Here is a 21,837-nt window from a genome sequence, read left to right on the forward strand (position 1 = left end):
AAAGCTGAAACAGGATAACAAAGTGATGCCCATAAAAAACCGGAAGCGCTGCAAACACTTCCGGCTATAAGTCTGGGCCTCCCGAAAAAATTAGTCCCGTCAAGAACTATTATTCTCACAATTCCCAAACACTGCAAAAGTATGAATTTAAACTTTAGTGGTAAGGTTTCCTGTGTGAGGAAACTCCCCGCTGTCTGGTTTTGCCACATGGCAGAATCTGCTGACACCACTGGAAGACATTGTCTCCGACGTAAACTGTTCCGTGTTATGAAACTGACCGCCTTTTTACTGCTTATTGCCTGTCTGCACATCAGCGCAAAAGGAGTATCCCAACAGGTCACCATTTCAGTGAAAAAGGTGTCGCTGAAAAAATTCTTCAAAGAAGTAACCCGGCAAACGGGGATGTCGGTGGTATACGACGAAGCATTGCTGGCAGTCACCACGCCGGTGACGATCGATGTGAAGGATGTGCCTGTGAAAGAAGTGCTGGACAAATGCCTGAAAGACCAACCTATCTCCTATATCATTGAGGGCAACAGCCTGATCATTAAAGGACTGCCTGTAAAAGCACCTGTAACGGTTACCGATACCCTGATCCGCGTCAGCGGCAGGATTACCGATGAAAAGGGAGAACCGGTACCAGGAGGAAATGTAAGGATTAAAGGTGCTTCTATTGGTACGGCTGCTGATGCCAACGGGAACTATTCCCTGCAGCTGCGCGGGCCTAAGGATACGCTGGTGTATACTTACATTGGCAGCGTGGAACAGGAAATACCTGCTGCTGGCCGTGCGGTCATCAACGTAAAACTGGTTTCCCAGACCTCCCCGCTCAGTGAAGTAGTGGTAGTGGGATACGGTACCCAGAAGAAGGCGGATGTAACCGGCTCTATCGCTACTGTAAAAGGAGAGGTGCTCACCAAAGCACCTACGCCCAACCTGGCCAATGCACTTACCGGAAAAATTACCGGGGTGATCACCACACAACAAAGCGGAAAACCTGGCTTTGATGATCCTACTTTTCTGATCCGTGGTAAAAGCACTTTTGGAGATAATACAGCCCTGGTGCTGGTGGATGGGGTGGAACGTTCTATGAGCAGGATAGATCCCAATGAAATTGAAAGTGTAACGGTATTGAAAGACGCTGCTTCCGCAGCAGTATATGGTGCCAGAGGGGCGAATGGTGTAGTGCTGATTACTACGAAGCGTGGCAAAGCAGGCAAAACAAAGTTCTCCTATACGGGGAATGTGGGTTTTCAACAGCCTACTATCGTTCCCAAATTAATGAATGCTTATGATTATGCTACTTACCTGAACATCGCCAAAGTAAACCAGGGAGAAGCACCCCGCTTCACACCGGATCAGGTGGAAAAATTCAGAACAGGCGAACTACCATCTACCAACTGGTGGAAGTCTACCCTGAAAGACAGGGCCGCGATACAACAGCATAACCTTACTTTAAGCGGCGGCAATGCTACCGGTACCAAATACTTTGTATCACTGGGCTATCTGGACCAGGATGGATTGTACGACCTGTCCAGTTTTAAAAGATATAACCTGCGTGCCAATATTGATAACCAGGTAACGCCCAGTCTGGCAATCAGTCTGGACATTGGCGGCCGGTTTGAAAACCTGAGCCAGTCGGCCGTAGGGGATGGGCTTTTCAGTACCATTATCAATTCCAAACCTACGGAACGTGCTTATGTACCCGATGCTGTAAAAGCAGGCGGACTGGGCTCCAACGGGCAAAATGCCAGCCCTGTCGGCCAGGCCAATAACTCAGGATATAATAAAACCAATAACAACGTATTCCAGGGTACTTTGCAGGCAGTGTATACGGCTCCTTTTGTGAAAGGGCTGAGTGCCAAGTTGCGTTACTCGTACGACCGTTTCTTTTCAGATGCCAAAACTTTTACGACTAATTATACCTACTACAATTACGACCGTGTAAATGATTTGTATACCCCATTTAAATCGGGTGGCGGTACTAATTTATACGATGGGTCTTCCAATGATGGCTTAAGGACTTTACAAACGTTTTTAAACTATGACCGGGAATTTGGGATGCATAATGTATCGGGGTTATTGCTGTTTGAACAATCGGCTTACAACTCCCAGAACCTGCAGGCTTCCAGGGTACAGTATATTTCTACTGCAATAGACCAGCTATTTGCGGGGCCTACCCTGAATCAAACCAACGGAGGATCTGCCACAGAAACAGCCCGGCGGGGATATGTGGGTAGGGTGAATTATGAATATGCGCACAAGTATATGTTCCAGGCCAACTTCCGTTATGATGGTTCTTTTAACTTCCCCAATGGCAAACGCTGGGGTTTCTTCCCGGCAGTATCTGCGGGCTGGAGAATAGATCAGGAAACATTTATGAAGGACGTGTCTTTTATCAGCAACCTGAAGTTGCGGGCTTCCTACGGACAGTTTGGTAATGACCGGGTACCGGCATTCCAATATCTTTCCGGCTTCAGGTTTGGCCCCGGATCTGTGATCGGTGGTAATTACCAGAGCGGTATCGGCGACATCGGTATCCCCAATCCGGACATTACCTGGGAAACAGCTACCAACACAGACATCGGACTGGAGTTTGGTATCCTGGATGGTAAAGTTTCGGGAGAGGTGAATTATTTCTATAAGCGCACTAAAAATATCCTGTTGCCCAGGAATGCTTCCGTACCTGAAACCTTTGGGGCTACGTTGCCTTATGAAAATATAGGCGTGGTAGATAATAAAGGGATGGAAGCAGTGCTACGCTACCGGAACAGGTTTGGTGAAGTGACATTGCTGGCTGAAGGAAACATAACTTACTCCAGGAGTAAGGTGATATTTATGGACGAGCCAACAGATGTGGAAAGCAGGATTAAACGTACAGGCCAGCCTTTTGATCAGTTCTTTGCCCTGGAAGGAATAGGTATATTCCAGACGCAGGATGAAATCAACAAAGCACCTGACCAGGATGGTAATGGCAACCAGTCGATTAAGCCGGGCGATTTAAAATACCTGGATTATAACAACGACGGAAAAATTGATGGTAAAGATATACATCGGGTAGGCAAGGGAGATATCCCTAATGTGATCTTCGGGTTTAACCTTTCAATGAACTATAAAGGTTTTGATCTTACCGCAGCATTCCAGGGGGCTACCGGTTTTCAGCAGTACCTGAGATTTGATCCGTTTAATCTGGAGGCCAATGCATTGGCTATGTTTAAGGATTCCTGGACACCGGACAATCCTGGTGCCAAATATCCTGCTTTGTATGCCGGTACACGTCAAAACAACCGGTTGTCGTCCTCTTTCTGGTTGTATGACGCTACCTATCTCAAATTAAGGAACCTGGAACTGGCGTATACTATTGGTAAAAATGAGTTGTTCCGCAAAGCAGGCATTCAGCATGTGCGTGTATTTGTATCCGGGAATAATCTGCTGCGCTTTTCCAAAATGAAGGATTTTGATCCGGAAACGCCGAATATCAACCCGGATAGCAAAGCATATTATTATCCGCAAATGAAAACGTATAACCTTGGTGTGAATGTTGAATTTTAAATTCTTACGATAATGAGATCATTCTATATAAAGACACTTACTTTTTTCTTCCTGCTGGCGATGGGTGTGGCAGGATGTAAAAAGGATTTCCTAAACAGACAACCACTAGATATTATTTCAAATGAAGATGTGTTTAAAGATGAAGCCCTGACGCTTACCTATCTGTATAACATTTATGATTACATGCCGGTAGGATACGGGCTTTACCAGATGGAAGGACAGAATGTACTTTCCGGGCTGGGGATCACCGATCTGCTGGATGGCAGTACAGACCTGCTGCGTTCACCCTCCTCCTGGAATGAAAGTAATTCCGTGATGATTCCCGGATTGATAGCAGCTACTTACAACCCGCTGGAAAACTGGGGCCGCAGTTACCAGGCTATCCGGAAGGTGCATAACCTTTTAAATGGCTTAAGTAACAGTCCGCTGGAAGAAAAATTCAAAACACGGGTAATGGCAGAAGCAAGGTTTGTACGGGCCTTTCTTTACTTTGACCTTACCCGCCGTTATGGCAATATTCCGCTTATTACCAAACTGCAGTCGTTTGAAAACGTAGATTCTTTACTAGTAGCACCTACCCCTGCCACCGAAGTATATGATTTCATAGACCAGGAGCTGACCGCTATTGCAGAGATCCTGCCATCAGCAGGAGATTTATCCCCGGCAGAGCTGGGGCGTGCTACAAAAGAAGCGGCATGGGCATTGAATGGCAGATCCCTGCTCTTTGCCAAAAAGTATGAACGTTCTGCCGTGTTCTCCAAAAAAGTAATAGACAGTGATGTTTTTCACCTGGCGGCTGATTACAATGCACTGTTTCAATCGCACGGCGGAAATAAAGAGGTCATCTTTGAAGTGATGTTTAATGGCACCAACAAGGGACATGCCTTTGATAATCTTTTTCTGCCACCCAGCATAGATAATGGATGGGGATCTCAAACATTGCCTACCCAGGAAATGGTGGACTCGTATGAAATGAGCAATGGGAAAGCGATCACAGAAAGTGGTTCCGGATATGATCCGCAAAATCCCTATGTGAACAGAGATAAACGTTTTTATGCCAGCATCATTTATGAGGGCGCCAGTATAAAAGGTAAAACGATTCATACTGCTTACCTGCAGCCGGATGATGGTGCTTTCCTGGAAGGAAGGACCATTACGGGATATTACATCCGGAAGTTTATTGATGAAACCATTCCTTTTGCCGAGCTTGATTTTAACGGCAGCAAAACCAGCTGGAAGGAACTGCGCCTGGGTGAAGTGTTGCTGAACTATGCCGAGGCAAAAAATGAAGCCAGTGGTCCGGACCAAACTGTATATGATGCGATCAATCATGTGCGGGCAGTACATGGTGGCTTACCGGGTATCGCTACCGGATTAGGCAAACAAGCCATGTTTGAAAAGATTGTACAGGAAAGAAAGGTGGAGCTGGCTTTTGAAGGGCACCGGTTCTGGGACCTGAGAAGGTGGAAGCTGGCAGAGCAGGTACTGAACAATAAATACTTTCATGGGATGAAAATAACTACGAATAATAATGGATTGCATTATGAAGTAGTAGAGATCACTAATGTGCCCAAACAGGTATTTCTGCCCAAACATTACCTGATGCCTTTCCCTTTGGCTGAAATAAACAAGAATAAAAACCTGGTACAGAATACAGGATATTAAAAGACAACCGGCAGGCTGTTGACGCTACAGGTATGGCCTGCCGGTTTGACCATATAAAATCATTGATCATGAAAGCATGTATAATATGCATCCTGTTAATGATGCAGCTGGCGTATGCCTGCAAAAAATCCGGTATGGACAATGCGCGGCTGGAGCTGGTATCCGGTAAAACCTATTATGTAGATGCACAAAATGGAGATGATACGAAGAGTGGCACCAGTGAAGCCCTGGCATGGAAAACCTTATCAAAGGTAAATGCTACCACATTCCAGCCGGGCGACAGCCTGCTGCTGAAGCGTGGTAGCGTGTGGGCAGCACAGTTATATCCAAAAGGAAATGGTACGGCTACCAATCCTATCACGATCGGCGCTTATGGTACTGGCAACCGGCCACTGATTGCGCTGGGTGGTACTGTAGGGGGTGCCGTGTATTTGTTTAACCAGTCTAACTGGACGATTCAACATCTGGAAGTAACCAACCAGGCCAGCAGCCGGGGCACTACTTTCCGTTCTGGTATCCTGGTGCAGAATGAAGGTGGGGGCATTGTTAGCAATATCCGTATCCTGGACAACTATGTGCATAACGTATCCGGCACCTTCCGTTATGGTGCGTTTGATCCACATGCGTTTGGAGGTATCAGCCTCGTTACTACAGGAACAGCCGGCGCCGATAAGTTTGATAACATCCTGATCCAGGAAAACAGAGTAGAGGCAGCAGGCAGAACAGGCATCGTGGTGTGGGATAATGTGTGGAGCGGCGCAGGGCAGGCATCTGAAAATGTAAAGATCAGGCAAAACACGGTAAAAGATATTGACAGCGATGGTATCCTCACTTTTGGTTGCAATGGTGCCCTGGTAGAATATAATGTAGCCAATACCTGCGGCAACTATGCAGAGTTGGGGCAGTTCAATGGCAGCTGTGCTATCTGGTGTACACGGGGAGCGGATTGTGTAGTGCAATACAATGAGGCATATAATACCCAAGCCCTGATGGATAATGCAGACGGACAGGCCTTTGACCTGGATTATGATGCCGTGCGGGGTGTGGTGCAGTATAATTACAGCCATGACAATGCTGGTGGATTTGTACTTTTTATCAATGGGGGTACCACCACCAATAATTGTATCGTGCGCTATAACATCAGCCAGAATGATAAAAGGTCATTGATTACTTTTGCTGGTGGCGTTGCGCCTAATTCCCAGATTTATAACAATACTTTCTACATCAAGGCAGGACTGAACACCAATATCATTGACCATAGCTGGGATCTGGATATGACACCCGCTTATGCTTTTAAGAATAATATAGTATATAACCTGGGCAGCGGGGTGTATAAAATACCTGGCACTAATGGTGCTTTTGATTACAATCATTATTACGGTAATCATCCCGTCAGTGAACCGGCCGAGCTGCACAAGCTCACCACGGATCCGTTGCTGGTAAATCCCGGTGGTGGCGGAACAGGGATCGCAACCGTAGATGGTTATCAGCTCCGGGCAGGCTCTCCTGCATTAAATACAGGTGTCGCAATGCCGGGTAACGGAGGAAAAGACTATTGGGGAAATGTGATACTGGCAGCAGGAGCACCTAACCGGGGGGCATTTAATGGCGCCGGGATAACAGGTCTGCCATAAGCTTTGGCGCAGTATCAACACACGATTAAATTATAACAGATGACAGTATTGACTTATCAGTGGGCACGGACCGGAAAACTGGTGTTCTTTTTTATCTTATTGAGCTGGACAGCCTTTGCACAGCAGCGCAATGTGCTTCCGGCATTTACGCTGGAAGATGTAGCTTATGGCAATGACCCGCTGCAAAAAATGGATGTATCCCTTGTTGCTGGCAGAAATGCTGCTACCCCATTGGTGGTGGTGGTACATGGAGGCGGATGGATGGCCGGTGATAAAACAGACGCTGATTTTATGAAAAAGGGATTAAACAGTGCCGGCATTAATGTAGTGAATATCAATTACCGGTTGGCTAATAATACGCATATACATTACCGGGAGATTATGCAGGATATGGATGCTGCGCTCAGGTATGTTACGCAGCATGCCCGGAAATGGAAAATCCGCAGCAAGCGTTTTGTTTTCTGGGGCGGCAGTGCCGGAGGGCATCTGGCGCTTTTATATGCGTATGGTTATGATACCCGTCATGTGATCAGTGCCGTGATCAGCCTGGGAGGGCCTACTAAATTGAATGATGTGGTGTCTATGGCGGCGGCAAAGAAACAGGATGTGGAGGGATTGTTACCTCTGATCACCGGTGAGGCTTATGACAGGGACAGCACCAATGCCGCCTATATTGCTGCCAGCCCTTTTTATGGTAAAACATTAAAACCGGCCTTGCTCGTGCATGGGGTTAAAGATGATATTGTACCAATATCACAGTCAGTATTGCTTAGCAAGTTGTTGAGCGACCGGGGCATTGATCATATATTTTTCCCGCTCCCTGAAGGAGATCATGGTGGTAATGGTGCGCCGGCAGCCATCAGGGAAGAGCTGAACACGACAATGCTGGAATGGATCCGGAAGTATAGCCGCAAAAGGCCCGGATGAATTTGATGGCAGAACAAAGCCAAATCCTTAAATTGTGCAGATTGCTGATTTTAAGAGGTTGCTAACAATTGTTGGCAACCTTTTTGACTTCAGGGCATCCATATATTGGAAGATTTCCACACCTTTATAGTATAACAAGAAGGAAAATAACGGCTTATGTTTAATATTAAAATCATCATTGTGCTCCTGGTAACCGGTAGTGTGGCTGCTTGCAACGGGTTAACGCGGGAGCCAGCCAAATCCGCCGGGCAAGAAGAAGAAGTGATCGTCAGCGGACCAGAAAACATTAATTACTACGTGGTAAACCGGTTTGCCCATGATACCACTGCTTTTACAGAAGGATTGTTAATACATGAGGGGAATTTATATGAAAGTACCGGTTCACCGGATAACCTGCCCCATACCCGCTCACTGATAGGGGTGGTAGATCTGCAAACCGGTGCCATTGATAAAAAGGCAGAGCTGGACCGGAATAAGTATTTTGGAGAAGGGATCACCTTCCTGCACAACAAATTGTACCAGCTTACTTACCAAACCAAGGTGGGCTTTATTTATGATGCCCGCACCTTTAAGCAGATTGACACTTTCCCGCTGCCTGTACAGGAAGGCTGGGGCATGACTACAGATGGTACCCACCTGATCCTCAGCGATGGCTCCAGCAACCTGACCTATCTGGATACGCTTACCTTAAAGCCCGTAAAAACGCTGTCGGTAAAAGAAAATAATGTGGCTGTTGATAATGTAAATGAACTGGAATATATCAATGGGTTTATCTATGCCAATGTGTATACTACTTCCAATATCATTAAGATCGATCCTTCCAACGGAAGGGTGGTAGGCAAGATAGACCTTTCTACCCTGGTAGCAGAAGCAACCAACCGGTATCCCGGATCATTGGAAATGAATGGCATCGCCTATGACAGCACCAGCAAAAAGATATACGTTACCGGTAAGCTGTGGCCGCATATATACGAGATCAGTTTTCCTCATTAAAATCAGGTAGCAGTGCTGCGGAAAGGCCGCAGCGCCGGAAATAATGGCTTCGGAGCTATGAACAATCCGGGAAAAAATGTACCTTTTACGATTGAACGTTAAACAGTATAGTTGTATGACAATCGAAAAAGAAAGGTTCGTTATTCACGAAGACTGGACCGTAGTAATCCTTGGAGGCCTTATTATACTACTGTCTATCCTGGGAGTTTTATTGCCGGTACCCGCTTTTAACTGGAGCAGTAGCCAGGAGCTGTTTTCAAAAGTGCTGACCGTGGGTAATCTTCAGATCATAGGATGGCAATTCCTGTTTGTCATCGTAATTGCTGCCTTAGGTGCCTGGATGATAGGCAAGCCCATGAAATCCTTTTTACTGGGATTCCCGATAGTATATATCCTTACCATCCTCGCATTGATCATGGCCGGTAATAGTGCGATGAAAGCACTTAACCTGGAAGCGGTTATCTTCAGCCTGGTAACGGGGCTGGTCATCAGCAATTGTTTCACCCTGCCAGAGTGGTTCAAATCTTCTTTATCCACAGAAATGTTTGTAAAAATAGGACTGGTGCTACTGGGTACCAGCGTGATCTTTACAGATATATTAAAAGCCGGTTCCCTGGGGTTGATACAGGCATTGGTAGTGGTATTGTCCGTCTGGTATTTTGCATTCTGGGTATGTAAAAAACTAAAGGTAGACTCCGAGCTGACGATGATGATTTCCAGTGCAGTGTCTATTTGCGGGGTGTCTGCTGCTATTGCTACTTCCGGAGCGATTAAAGGGGACTCCAAAAAACTGACTTATGTAATCTCTATGGTGTTGGTAACCGCCATTCCCATGATGATCTTTATGCCTGTTATTGCCGAATACTTTGGCTTTTCGGAAGAGGTTACCGGAGCGTGGCTGGGTGGCAGTATTGATACGTCCGGCGCGGTGGTAGCATCGGGGTCATTGGTGGGCGAAACGGCATTGAAGATAAGCACCATTGTAAAGTTCTCGCAAAATGTATTACTGGGGCTGGCAGCTTTTGCGATCTCCGTATACTGGAGTTATTCTAAAAGTAATAAGGAAAATGAAGGGCGCGAACGCCCTACATTAAAAGTGATCTGGGAACGGTTTCCCAAGTTTGTATTAGGTTTTATCGGGGCGTCGGTACTGTTCTCCTTTTTCCTTTCTCCTTCCACTACTACAGCGGTAAAGGACAGCTTAAAAACATTGCAGGGATTGTGGTTTGCGCTGGCATTCACCAGCATAGGCCTGGAAACAAATTTTGCAGACCTTTTCCGGCAAAACAGTAAAAAACCACTGTATGCTTTCCTGATTGCACAGGGATTTAACATCGTGATCACCCTGATCATTGCATTTATATTATTTGGATGAAAGGCGTCCTGAAAGGATGGGAGTTTTCCCATCCTTTTTATTCATATACAATTTTAAATACTGCACTATATTTTAATTGCTGCTGCTGTTTGCCGGATGATGGTATACTGATTATTAAGGTATCCTTCTTCCGGGCATATTTCAGTGGGGTGCTGGTTCCCATCAAACTTACCTGCTTTATTTTTTTTCCGATACCTTCCAGGGAGATATTGATTTCCGGAGGCAGTACTACCGCCTCTTTTTCAGAAAGCCAGAAGGCATACAGCAGGTTTTGTTTCGTAGATTTCGTGAAGTAAATATTTTCCTGCGAGTAAGGTGCGCAGGGCTCGGTGCCATATATTCCTTCGCTGTTTATTTTCATCCAGTTGCTGATGTCTGCCAACCTTTCATAAGCGAGCGGAAGCCAGTCGCCTTCAGGGCCAGGAGCTATATTCAGCAAAAAATTGCCTCCTCTGGATACTACCTTTATCAGTGTTTGTATCAGCACCTGGCTGGTTTTGAATTGGTCATCCTTATTATAGCTCCAGCTGTTGCCAATGGTCATACAGGTTTCCCAGGGATAAGGAAGCGGTTTTTCCGGCACTTCCTGTTCCGGGGTAGTATAATTTTCGTATTCGCCTGCCACTGTTCTGTCTACCATAATCAAACCTGGCTGAAGCTGCCTTGCCATTGTAGCAATTTTAGGCATATTGATATCCTGGTTGTAATACTGGGAACCGTCCCTTCCGGTTTTCCCGGCTACATGCACCGGTCTTACCTGTCCTCCATCCAGCCAGAGAATATCTACTTTACCATAGTCCGTCATTAATTCCCGGATCTGGTTGTAGGTAAAGGTGGTAAAGTTTTTCCAGCGTTCAGGATACCTGGCAGGATCATAATTGGGATTCCGGTCCTTCGGCGGGAAATACCGCCACCAGTAATTTTCGTTGTGCCAGTCGGGTTTGGAAAAGTAGGCTCCTATCATAAAGCTGTCTTTCCTGAATACATCAAAGATTTCCTTGGTAACATTGCTCCTGGGATGGGAGGAAAAGGGCGTGTTACTGTCGGTGATCTTATAGTCGGTTTCCTGGGTGTCGAACATACAAAACCCATCATGATGTTTGGTGGTGAATACCATGTATTTCATGCCTGCTGCTTTAGCGGCGGCGGCCCACTTTTCCGGAGCGAAGCGAACCGGGTTAAAAGTAGTTTGCAGTTTTTCATAGGCATTTCTGTATTCAAAGTAATCACCGCCATGTACACCTCCGCGGTTGATAAACGGTTCGTCTTCGGGGCAGAGTGTCCAGCTTTCAATCACGCCCCATTGGGCATACGTGCCCCAGTGCATGAATAAACCAAACTTCAGCTCCTGCCATGCCTGTAGTTTTTGCCTCACAGCAGGGTCTTGTGGTGCGTGGTATTCTTTGGACATGGTATGTGCCTGTCCTGATACCAATGGTGTATTGATAAAACATAAGCCGCCCAGCAAGGCCAGCCTAAGGTGCCTGTTGATATTTTTCATTCCTTCATTTTTCGGGTATGCATAAGGATGCATGGCGTGCATATTTTTTACAAAGCAGCACAGCATCAATAAGCGTATGCCGGGCATAATACCCGGCATACGATCAGATGGCATTAACGGCCGGGTGGCAGTGGCCAGTTTTGATTTTGTAAAAGCTTCAGGTTTTTAGTAAGCTCTGAAGCGGGGATCGGAAACCAGTACATTCTTTTATCGAACTTTAATGGACGTGGGTCCCGTTCAGGATAATCATAGGTAAATGTGTTGCCGGATTTAGTGATATATACACTGTGGTATTTTACATTATTCAGTTTTTGTTCAGCAATACCCCAGCGTTTAATATCCCAGTATCTTTTTTGTTCCACCAGGCTGAATTCCACATAACGTTCATTCCGGATCAGGTTGCGCATGGCATCCTTTCCAAGGCTGCCGGTAGGAATAGTGGTAGTGATACCGGCCCTGTTACGGATATCATTTACCGCATCATACACAGAAGCATCGGGAGCCGGCAGGTATTCATTGGCTGCTTCTGCATAGTTCAGCAACACTTCTGCATACCTTAATTCCAGCCAGGGCTGATCAGATCCGGCACGGTAAGAGTAATTGATATTGGAAGGGTCCAGTGCTTTCAGGGTATAATAGCCGGTAAGGGTATTGCCTGCATCCATATTGCCATAATCCCTGCCACCCTCGAATATCTCCAAAGCAATTTCTGTAAGCACCCCACCTTTGTTGCCCGAAGTTTTAGCACCATTATAGCCAATGTTGGCATAGAAGCGATCATCCCGGCCCACATATGGATCATTGGCATTATAGTTTGATCCCGGCTCTCCTATCAGCTTGCCGTTTTTCATCGGATAAGCATCTACGAGTTCCTGCAAAGGAAAACGTTGTCCACCGTCACCGGCACCTAAATAAGGAGGTTTCACCAGTGCATCCAGCCCATGCGATTTAAATCCTTTTTTATATTGTACTTCAAAGATGGCTTCCTTGTTATTGTCTGTTTTATCCAGCCACAGTCCTTTAAGGTCGGGGTACAGCGCATATTTATTGAGCTCCATCACCGCTTTATTGGCATCTGCTGCTGCTTTCCAGCGTGCTGTAGCGCCTGCTCCCTGTGTATTGGAATTGATGCTTTCCACATCTTTATAAAGGTCTGCATCATTGGCGGTGAGGTATTGCGGGCTGGCCCAATACAAAGTAACCCTTCCTTTAAGCGCCATGGCAGCACCTTTGCTAACACGGCCTCTTGGTGCATTGGGGGGCAGTTCTGCCGTAGCCTGATCCAATTCAGCAATGATAAATTTGAAGCAGTCATTCAGGCTGTTTCTCGGAACACTGAGATCATCTTTGATATTCTGCGGAACAGTGATAAGGGGTACGCCGCCATATCGTTGTACCATCTCAAAGTAAAGGAAGGCCCTCATAAACCTGGCTTCTCCTTTGTAGCGGGCCTTGGTTTCACTGTCCATTTCCGCTTCATCTATATTGGCCAGGAAGTCATTTATTCTTACTACTTCCTCATATTTCCAGTAAGCGGTATAACCTCCTACATCACCATCTACCCATTGATCATAGATGTGGTTATTGGGCTCATTGCCGGTCCAGTTACTCCTGGAGTCATCTGCGATGTTGTCATAGAAATTATAATTCCAGCCTGGGCGGTCGCCATAGATGGTATTCAGATACAACCCGATCAGTTTAGGATCTTTCCAGAGGTCTTTGGAGGTAATGGCATCCGGATTATTCTGATCCAGCAGGTTCTTGTCGCAACCACTAAAGAAAATGATGGCGCAGGTAAGAAATAATATGTTGAATGATATACGTTTCATAAAGAAAATCGTTAGAATGAAAAGTTAGCACCTATTGAGACATTGCGTTGTTGCGGGTAAGAGCGGCCTGTACCATCTCCCAGTTCAGGATCAAACTCCTTGAAAGGGCTCCAGGTGAGCAGGTTCACACCAGCAGCAAATACTCTTAATTTCATATTGCGCTTCTTCATCCAGGCAAGATTATTAAAGGTATAGCCTATATTCACTGTTTTTAGTCTGAGATAAGCGGCGTTCCGCATCCAGAAAGTAGACCCACGGGAATTGTTGTTGCTGTAGTCGATGGTAGGTCTGGGATACTTTGCACCCGGATTTTCAGGTGTCCAGTAATCGTTAAGATAAGCAAAACTATTGTTTACTTCTGCTCTGAAAAATACCATGGCTTCTTCGCCCAGCATAATATCCCGTTTGGCAGCGCCCTGGAAAAAGATGTCGGCATCAAAGTTCTTCCAGCGGAAGTTGGAAGAAAATCCATACACTACCAGGGGAGCGCCGGAGTTATCGCTGATCTGGAGCTGGTCGCCTTCGGTCACCTCTCCGTCACCGCTTACATCTGCATATTTAATATCTCCTACATTTGGTTTGGAGCCAAATTGATTGACCCAGTTATCCACTTCTTCCTGTGTCTGGAACAGGCCCATGGCCAGATAACCAACAGTGGCATTCAGTGGCCGCCCAAGACTGTTTTGATAATCTGCAATCCCTTCGGGCACGTCCAGCTTGGTCAGTTTATTGGTAGCATAGGACACGTTGAATCTCAGGTTGTAGCCTAATGAATTGATGTTTCCGCGATAGGAGAGGGTAAGCTCAATACCTTTGCTCTCCATTTCTGCATAGTTTTCATCGGGCAGCTTACGTCCGAATGTGGCAGGAACAGATAGGATACGGGGCCGCAGCATGTCTTTGGTGGTACGGAAAAAGTAATCTGCTTCAACGCCCAAACGGTTGTTAAACAACATCGCATCCAATCCTATGTTTTTTGCAATGAGCTTTTCCCAGGTAAGATCGTAGTTGGGAAAAACACCGGATACCAGGTTTATTTGCGATTCGTTTTCTATGACCGGCGGGAAAAAGTCGGGCCATATCCCCGGATATTTTCCCTGCATATAGTTATAGGAATCGAGGAACTGGAAAGAGGCAATTTTATCATTCCCGGTTTCTCCAACGGATGCACGTATTTTTAAGTTATCTATGAAATTGAGCGCTTTGGTATTTTTAAAGAAAGTTTCTTCGGAGATTCTCCATCCTGCGGATACAGCGGGAAACAGCCCCCATTTTTTAGAGGTGCCAAACCGGTAGGAGCCATCTCTTCTTGCAGAAGCTTCCAGTAAATACCTGTTGTTATAGCCGTAGTTTAATATACCCACAAAAGATCTTCTTGCATCTGCGAGGGTAGATGTGCCGGATAAGGATTGTTCCAGCTGTCCGCTGGCATTCAGTTCATCTTTGATGTTGGATACGAAGTCCCTTTTGAGGCCACCCATTATAAATCCTTTGCTTTCCAGTTGTTCATACAACGCCACTGCGGAAACATTGTGTTTGCCAAATTGTCTGGCGTAGTTCAGGGAAGCATTTAATGTAATCTGATTGCCCTCACTGATATTCTGATCCAGCTGTGTTTTGTTTAAGTTGTTTACATTGATCAGGCTGGCCTCTCCGTCATCTTTGTATACCAGGTATGGGGTATTAAATACTTTATGAAAGGTGGAGTTCCGGATGATAGAAGCAGTACCCTTTAGGCTTAAACCCTTGGTCAGCAAGTCTAACCGCTGTTCAAAATTCATGGTAGCGCCGAAAGACTCCACCCGGTTTTTATCGTATCCCGACTGGCTGGTTTCTGCCAAAGGGTTGGGTTGTCCATTCAGGTAATTGAATTTTCCGGAAGTATTGTAAGGGCCGTAAATAGGGGATGCCTGGATAGCATGCATAAAAATCGGATAGGCATCCAGCCCGGCAGCATTGGTGTTTTCCCTTCTGGCATCCACACTGATCCCCACATTCAGGGTACTGTTGATCCTGGCATCTACATTGCTGCGGAGGGTAAACCGCTGGAAGTTATATTGGTCCCACATACCTGTCTGATTAGTATATCCCAGGGAGGTAAAGTACCGCACGGCTTCTGTACCACCATTTACGGAAATGTTGTGCTGGCTCAGATTGCTGCTGCCCTTAAAAGTTTCCCTGAACCAATCGGTGCTTTTTGTTTTAAAGCCTTCCAGTTGTTCGTTCGTAAAAAACTTGCTGGCCTGAGAGGGATTGGATGGATCAAATCCTGCGTTTCGCTGGGCCTGATTCCTGGCAATACCGTATTGATAGGCGTTCATCATATCAGGGTATCTGGTAGGTGTTTCGGACCCGTAAGAAACGGAATAGGTAATGGTGGGTTTACCGATCTGCCCGCGTTTGGTCGTCACCAGGATTACACCGCCAACAGCCCTGGCGCCATATACTGCTGTAGCAGAAGCATCTTTGAGGATAGAGATGCTGGCTATTTCATTGGCGTCAATATTACCAAAGTCTTCTCTTACTACACCATCTACGAGGATCAGCGGGCCGGGCTGATTTACAGAGCTTCTGCCCCTGATCTGTATCCAGGCCCCTGTTCCGGGACGGCCGGATTGGGTAGTGGCCAGTACACCGGTGACACGGCCGGCAAGGGAGTTGGTAATGTTGGAGGTGAGTGATTTCTGCAACTCTTCACCGGAAACGGTAGCAATCGCACTGGTTAAATTGGCTCTCTTTTGGGAAGTATACCCCTTCACTACTACCTCATCCAATCCCTGGATTTCAGCGATGAGGATCACATCAATTCTTATCTGATTGTTAACAGGGATCCTTTGTTTGGCATAACCGGTAGCCGAGAATACCAATACTGCATTTTCCGGTGCAGTGATGGAATAGTTACCATTTTCATCTGTAATGGCATGTTTACTGGTACCTTCAATCACGATGGATACGCCTGGTACCTTCCCTGCTTTATCTGATACGGTACCTTTCACGGTAATGTCGGCCGCAAAAGCGGACACATTAACTAGCGTGGTAAGAAGAAAGAGTATAACTCCTGTGAATATTTTTTTCATACTTATTTTGGTTAATGCTTTCGCAACATTTAAAAAAGAGGGTATGGATGTTATCATGGATTGATCCATAGCTCTGCATCATCTGCTTCAAAATTCGGGCTCCAGTTATCTCCTATGTCATTAGGTCTGTCCATCAGGAATCCGATCTTAGCTTTTCCTCCTGTTACGTTGAAGTCTACACTCAGTTGCGTATATCCGTTATTGTTTCCTACTGCTTTCTTTACATCTGCACCGCCACCATTGGCAATCAGCGACATGCCTTCCATATCCTGGGAGTTGATCCATACTTTGAAAGTATATTTCCCATCTTCCAGACCGGTGATCGTTTGTGTTACGGAGCCTACATATGCGAGTTCATACTTGTGTCCATTGCCGGGGTCTACAGAAGGTGTCCAGAACAACAACCCCCTGGTGCCGGTTTTGGGCCTTTCTGCAATAAAGAAACCACCCCATCCGGGGCTTCCGGGATAGCTTACTTTCACGGGATCCCATCCTGTTACCACATAACTGTCCTTCGGATCCAGCTCAAAGCTGGGGTTGGCGATTGTAATCATTTCCGGTGCGGTTAATTTCGGCACCCGGATATTGATCATCCTGGTGTTTTCATTGTCGGTGGTGCTTTTGGCGGTTAACGTGATGTTATACCTGCCTGCTACTGCAAATGCATGTGAGGGTGATTCCTCTGTAGATACTGCGCTGCCATCGCCAAAATCCCAGGAAAAGGAAATCCCGTTTTTAGATTGATTGGTAAAGTTTAGCTTCAGGGGATTTGCCGGATCTTCTGCATAGGTAAAGTTGATTTCAGGTATAATGTCTACCGGCTTGGTTGTTACCTGCATCGTTTTCACCGATTCGTTGCCTGTAGCACTTTTGATGGTTAAGGTGATGGTATAGGGCCCTGGTGCGGCATAGGTATGTGTAGGATCCGTTTCATTGGAAACAGGGCTGTTATCGCCAAAATCCCAGGTAAGCTCCTTGGCATTTTTTGATTTGTTGGAGAACTTAACCGTCAGGTTGTCGGGCGCCTGAATCACTGCGGTAAAATCTGAAACTGCCACTACCCGCAAATAGGGAGAGGTATCTATTTCTTTTTTACAGGATACTATTACTCCTGTAACCATCAGGCATATACCTAGTCCGGTAAATAATCTTTTCATGCTGTCATCATTTGAGTAGTTGATAAATCGTGTTAGGACAAAGCCATTAATTATTATTTTGTTTCACTTAAAAGCCGCCATTCGGAGAGCTGGGTAGCCTGATCGCCATTGTTGGCCGTGATATGCAGGCGGTAATAGGCATAAGGTGTTGTGTTGTCAAACGTGTATACCTTTGTTTGCATTCTTTCTTCAAAAACTTCCCGCGCACGGCTGTCGAGCGTTGTCCATTTTTTGCCGTCTACAGAGCCTTGCAGTTTCCAGTTTCTGGGGTCCCGCTCAGGCACATCATTGGCAGAGGAAAGAGAATAACCGTTTACAATTACAGGTTCCGGGGATTGGTACTGTATCCATAAATTGCTGGAAAACCCGTAACAATACTTGGTGTTCTTGTTGTTGTCGAACAACTTGTCATAGTCCTCCTCCAGCTTTTCGGGACTATACTGCGCTTTCTTTTTACCCCCGTTATTGGTGATGTCAGTTGTTTGCGCCGATAAAATTGGGGCATAGCTAACGCATAGGATTACCAGTAATCCTTTTAACAGATTCTTTTTCATAAGTGGACTTAATTGATGTTTGGCTGTTTAAAAAAATTTAGAATGAGAAATTTACACCAGTCGTAAAAGTGCGCATCTGCGGATAATAGTATCCTACTCCGCTTTCGGCTTCGGGATCAAATTCTGTGAATGGACTCCAGGTGAATAGGTTTGCACCAGCTACGTATAAACGTAATTTTTTGTTATGCTGTTTGAACCATGACGCATTAAAAGTGTATCCTATGTTCACTGCTTTTAGCCGCAGGTAAGCCGTATTCCTGAGCCAGAAGCTGGAATACCTGTTATTGTTAAAGCTGGCATCAATCGTAGCACGGGGATATTTTGCGGTAGTATGCTGAGGTGACCAGGCCCCCTCCGACAGGTATTGGAAGGAGTTGTATTGCCCTCCTCTGAAAAGCGTAATAGCCTCCATACTCAATATTAACGACCGCTGTGCAGCTCCCTGGAACAGGAAATCCATATCAAAGTTCTTCCAGCGCAGCCCGCCGGAAATACCATAGATGATCTGCGGCAGTACATCGTAATTGCTGATTACAGCCTGGTCCTGATCGGTAATCTCGCCATCTCCGTTTACATCTGCATACTTAATATCACCGGGTACCTGCTGCTGGCCAAATTGTTTGCCTCCATACCACTTGTTTATTTCCTCTTCCGACTGGAAGAGCCCTAAGGCATGGTAGCCGGTAGTAAAGCCTAAAGGCCGGCCTAATCTTTTTTCCCAGGCATTCCCATTTTCCGGATCATCGATCTTCGTAATCCGGTTGGCCGAAAAAGTTCCCTGCACACTGATATCATATTGTACGGCATGCGCCTGGCCGGCATGTCGCAGTACAAATTCCAGCCCGTTGCTTTTCATCGCGGCATAATTCTCTTTGGGCAGTTTCCTGCCAAATGTAGCAGGTACAGAACTGGCCCGGTCCCATAACATATCGCTGGTGGTACGCAGAAAGTAGTCAAAGGTTATTTCCAGCAGACCGTTTAAGATAGTAGCATCCAGCCCGAAGTTGGTGGTGTGGAGCTTTTCCCAGGTAATGTTGGGATTGGCATACACACCATTGTTCAAAACAACCGTAGGCTGGTTGTCAATAACAGGGGCATAAAATGGCGGAAAAGTACCGGGTACCTGCCCCTGTGAAAAAGTATATTCATCCAGGTATTGAAAAGCATTCACGTTATCATTGCCTGTTACCCCGGTAGAGGCCCGCAGTTTCAGGTCATTGATAAAACCGGCACCTTTCAGGAAAGGTTCTTCAGATAAGCGCCATCCCGCAGAAACGGAGGGGAACAATCCCCAGCGTTTGCCCGGCGGAAACTTATAAGAACCATCATACCGCATGGTAGCATTTAGCAGGTACCTGGTGTTATAGGCGTAATTGAATATGCCTACAAATGATTTCCTCGCATCATCTACGGCAGATTTTCCATCTACGGCCTGTTGGTCTACTCCACTTGCATAAAAATCATCCCGTTGATTGGTAGGGAACTGTTGTCTGCTGGCGTTAAAGTAATGACTGTGCTGTTCGATCCTTTCGTACAAGGCCAGGCCACTCAGTTCGTGTTTGCCAATAGTCCGGGTATAGTTAAGCGAAATATTGGCGGTGGTGTTGGTAAACTGCTTGAGTTCCTGAAACAGGGACGTGGTGGTGAGTCCGCTGATACCAATGGTTCTGGAACCGGTGATGTTTCCCTGCGGGTCTTCACTGTACAGAAGATAAGGTGTGCGCCATAATTTTTGGAAGTACTGTCTTCTGACCACTGCGGCCGTACCTTTTAGGGATAACCCTTCGGTAATAAATGGCAGCTGTTGTTCAAAGAAGAGGGTCCCCTGAAATATTTCATCCTGTTGTTTGTTGCTGCCGCTTTGTGTGATATCTGCGATCGGATGTGGTACCATCAGATCGTTGTATCTGCCGCTGGGAGTATAGGCCGCAAGCGTAGGAGGTGTTTGTACGGTATGTTCAAAAATAGTGTAGGCGTCCAGGCCCGCCGCTTTGGTAATGCTGCGCCTTGCTTCCAGGTTGAGACCGATATTGAGTGTTGCATTTATTTTGGCATCTACATTGGACCGCAGGTTAAAGCGCTTATAGTTATAAGCATCCCATAATCCCTGCTGGTTCACATAACCCAGTACCGCAAAATACCTGATCTGTTCGGAGCCACCCCGGACAGCGATATTGTGTTGTGACAAAGCTCCTTTCCCGGAAAAGTTCTCCTGCCACCAATCCGTACCTACCTTCCCTGATTTAAAATCCGCCAGTTGCTGCGGGGAATAGAACCTGCTGGCCTGGGTAGGATTGCCGGGATCATATCCCGCATTTAAAGCCGCCTGATTACGGGTGATGGCATAGGTATAGGGATTCATCAGGCTGGGATATTTAGTAGGACTTTCTGTGCCGGTAAATCCGTTGTAGGTCATAACGGGTTTACCTACTTTTCCTCTTTTGGTGGTAATCAGTATTACGCCACCTGCCGCCCTGGCGCCGTATGCAGCAGTAGCTGCGGCATCTTTCAGTACGGAGATATTTTCCACTTCTTCCGGGTTGATACTACCATAATCGTCGTTCCGGACAATGCCATCTATCACTACTAACGGACCGGGTTCATTTAAAGAAACCTTTCCTCTTATCCGGAGATAGGCCCCGCTTCCAGGTCGGCCACTGGTGGTAGCGGCCAGTATGCCAGGCACTCTGCCAGCCAGCGTGTTGGAAATATTGGCTGTAGGTGTTTTTTGTAATTCCATCCCTGATATGGTAGCAATGGAGCTGATGATATTACCTTTCTGCTGTGTATTATATCCCACCACTACTATCTGGTTCAGTGATTTTGTATCTGCTGTTAAAACAATATTTAAGAAGTCGCTGTGATGTTTGCTGATACCTGTTTCCTGTAAAGCATAGCCCAGCATCCTTATCTGCAGTTCTGCCGGTGCCTGCACCTGATGGAGGGTGAATATTCCTATGGTATCTGTTGTAGCACCTTTGGCTGTACCTTTTACAATAACAGCAGCACCTGGTAAGGGCATTCCTTTTTCGTTCAAAACTTTTCCCTGTACGGTGAGCAGATTGCTGGTAGTAGTACCTGTTATATTTTCCCGTTCCACTTTCTTTTTCATGATGCCGATGCTGTTGCCGGTTATCTGATAAGTAAATGGTGTATTGCTGAGCAATAGCTCCAGTGTTGCTTCCAGGGTACGGGTGCCCGCTGCCAGGTGCTGGTGCTGATAAGCACTCAGTTGCGTTTCCACATACGCAAACCGGAAGCTGGTTTGCTGTTCTATCTGTTGGAATGCAGCTACCAGCGGCTCATCCTTCAGGCTAATAGCCACCATTGTATGCTTGATGTTTTGCCCATTTCCCTGTAGCGCCAACAGTAAATTGACGGAGAGAAAAAGAATGGTAAGGACAAGGGATCCGGCTCGCATAATAAACAAGACATTTTCGTGAGCGCTCACGGTGGAATAAGGCATAGTAATGCCACTCCGTAATGAAAAATTTCATAACTTGATTAAGTTTTAAAGAGTTCTGATTGTTTAAAACGCCGGGCTACGCTGATCTGCAGTCAGTGTAGCCTTTT

Annotated in this window: 12 protein-coding genes; 6 read left to right on the top strand and 6 right to left on the bottom strand. The window is 46.2% G+C overall.

Features of this window, described 5'->3' with window-relative positions:
- Positions 1 to 267 precede the first annotated feature (267 nt).
- The 6 genes from ABR189_RS23915 (at position 268) to ABR189_RS23940 (ending at position 10,146) form a co-directional block, all read left to right on the top strand.
- Positions 268 to 3,552, top strand: a complete 3,285-nt coding sequence (locus ABR189_RS23915; RefSeq protein WP_354663018.1) for a TonB-dependent receptor — start codon at positions 268 to 270, stop codon at positions 3,550 to 3,552.
- Between the two features lie 12 nt (positions 3,553 to 3,564).
- Complete coding sequence (locus ABR189_RS23920; RefSeq protein WP_354663019.1) at positions 3,565 to 5,217, top strand: RagB/SusD family nutrient uptake outer membrane protein; 1,653 nt, start codon at positions 3,565 to 3,567, stop codon at positions 5,215 to 5,217.
- Positions 5,218 to 5,285: 68 nt separating this feature from the next.
- Positions 5,286 to 6,851 (top strand): right-handed parallel beta-helix repeat-containing protein, encoded by a 1,566-nt coding sequence (locus ABR189_RS23925; protein ID WP_354663020.1) that lies wholly within the window; start codon positions 5,286 to 5,288, stop codon positions 6,849 to 6,851.
- Between the two features lie 39 nt (positions 6,852 to 6,890).
- On the top strand, positions 6,891 to 7,778 hold the full coding sequence (locus ABR189_RS23930) for an alpha/beta hydrolase fold domain-containing protein (RefSeq protein WP_354663021.1): 888 nt from the start codon (positions 6,891 to 6,893) through the stop codon (positions 7,776 to 7,778).
- A gap of 156 nt (positions 7,779 to 7,934) precedes the next feature.
- Positions 7,935 to 8,771, top strand: a complete 837-nt coding sequence (locus ABR189_RS23935; protein ID WP_354663022.1) for a glutaminyl-peptide cyclotransferase — start codon at positions 7,935 to 7,937, stop codon at positions 8,769 to 8,771.
- Positions 8,772 to 8,886: 115 nt separating this feature from the next.
- Positions 8,887 to 10,146: a YeiH family protein gene (locus ABR189_RS23940; RefSeq protein ID WP_354663023.1), complete on the top strand. Its 1,260-nt coding sequence runs from the start codon at positions 8,887 to 8,889 to the stop codon at positions 10,144 to 10,146.
- Between the two features lie 37 nt (positions 10,147 to 10,183).
- Here ABR189_RS23940 and ABR189_RS23945 read toward each other — a convergent pair whose 3' ends face one another.
- The 6 genes from ABR189_RS23945 to ABR189_RS23970 form a co-directional block, all read right to left on the bottom strand.
- The gene (locus ABR189_RS23945) at positions 10,184 to 11,647 is read right to left on the bottom strand and encodes an alpha-L-fucosidase (RefSeq protein WP_354663024.1); all 1,464 of its coding nucleotides are present in this window, start codon (positions 11,645 to 11,647) and stop codon (positions 10,184 to 10,186) included.
- Positions 11,648 to 11,760: 113 nt separating this feature from the next.
- Entirely contained in the window at positions 11,761 to 13,476 is a 1,716-nt protein-coding gene (locus tag ABR189_RS23950) for a RagB/SusD family nutrient uptake outer membrane protein (RefSeq protein ID WP_354663025.1), read from the bottom strand.
- Between the two features lie 11 nt (positions 13,477 to 13,487).
- Positions 13,488 to 16,553: a SusC/RagA family TonB-linked outer membrane protein gene (locus ABR189_RS23955; RefSeq protein WP_354663026.1), complete on the bottom strand. Its 3,066-nt coding sequence runs from the start codon at positions 16,551 to 16,553 to the stop codon at positions 13,488 to 13,490.
- Positions 16,554 to 16,606: 53 nt separating this feature from the next.
- Positions 16,607 to 17,710, bottom strand: coding sequence for a PKD domain-containing protein (locus ABR189_RS23960; protein ID WP_354663027.1), 1,104 nt, complete (start codon positions 17,708 to 17,710; stop codon positions 16,607 to 16,609).
- A 53-nt stretch (positions 17,711 to 17,763) separates the two neighbouring features.
- Positions 17,764 to 18,264: a discoidin domain-containing protein gene (locus tag ABR189_RS23965; RefSeq protein ID WP_354663028.1), complete on the bottom strand. Its 501-nt coding sequence runs from the start codon at positions 18,262 to 18,264 to the stop codon at positions 17,764 to 17,766.
- Positions 18,265 to 18,301: 37 nt separating this feature from the next.
- Complete coding sequence (locus ABR189_RS23970) at positions 18,302 to 21,685, bottom strand: SusC/RagA family TonB-linked outer membrane protein (RefSeq protein WP_354663029.1); 3,384 nt, start codon at positions 21,683 to 21,685, stop codon at positions 18,302 to 18,304.
- Between the last annotated feature and the right edge of the window lie 152 nt (positions 21,686 to 21,837).

Source organism: Chitinophaga sp. H8, assembly GCF_040567655.1.
GTDB classification, from domain to species: Bacteria; Bacteroidota; Bacteroidia; order Chitinophagales; family Chitinophagaceae; genus Chitinophaga; species Chitinophaga defluvii.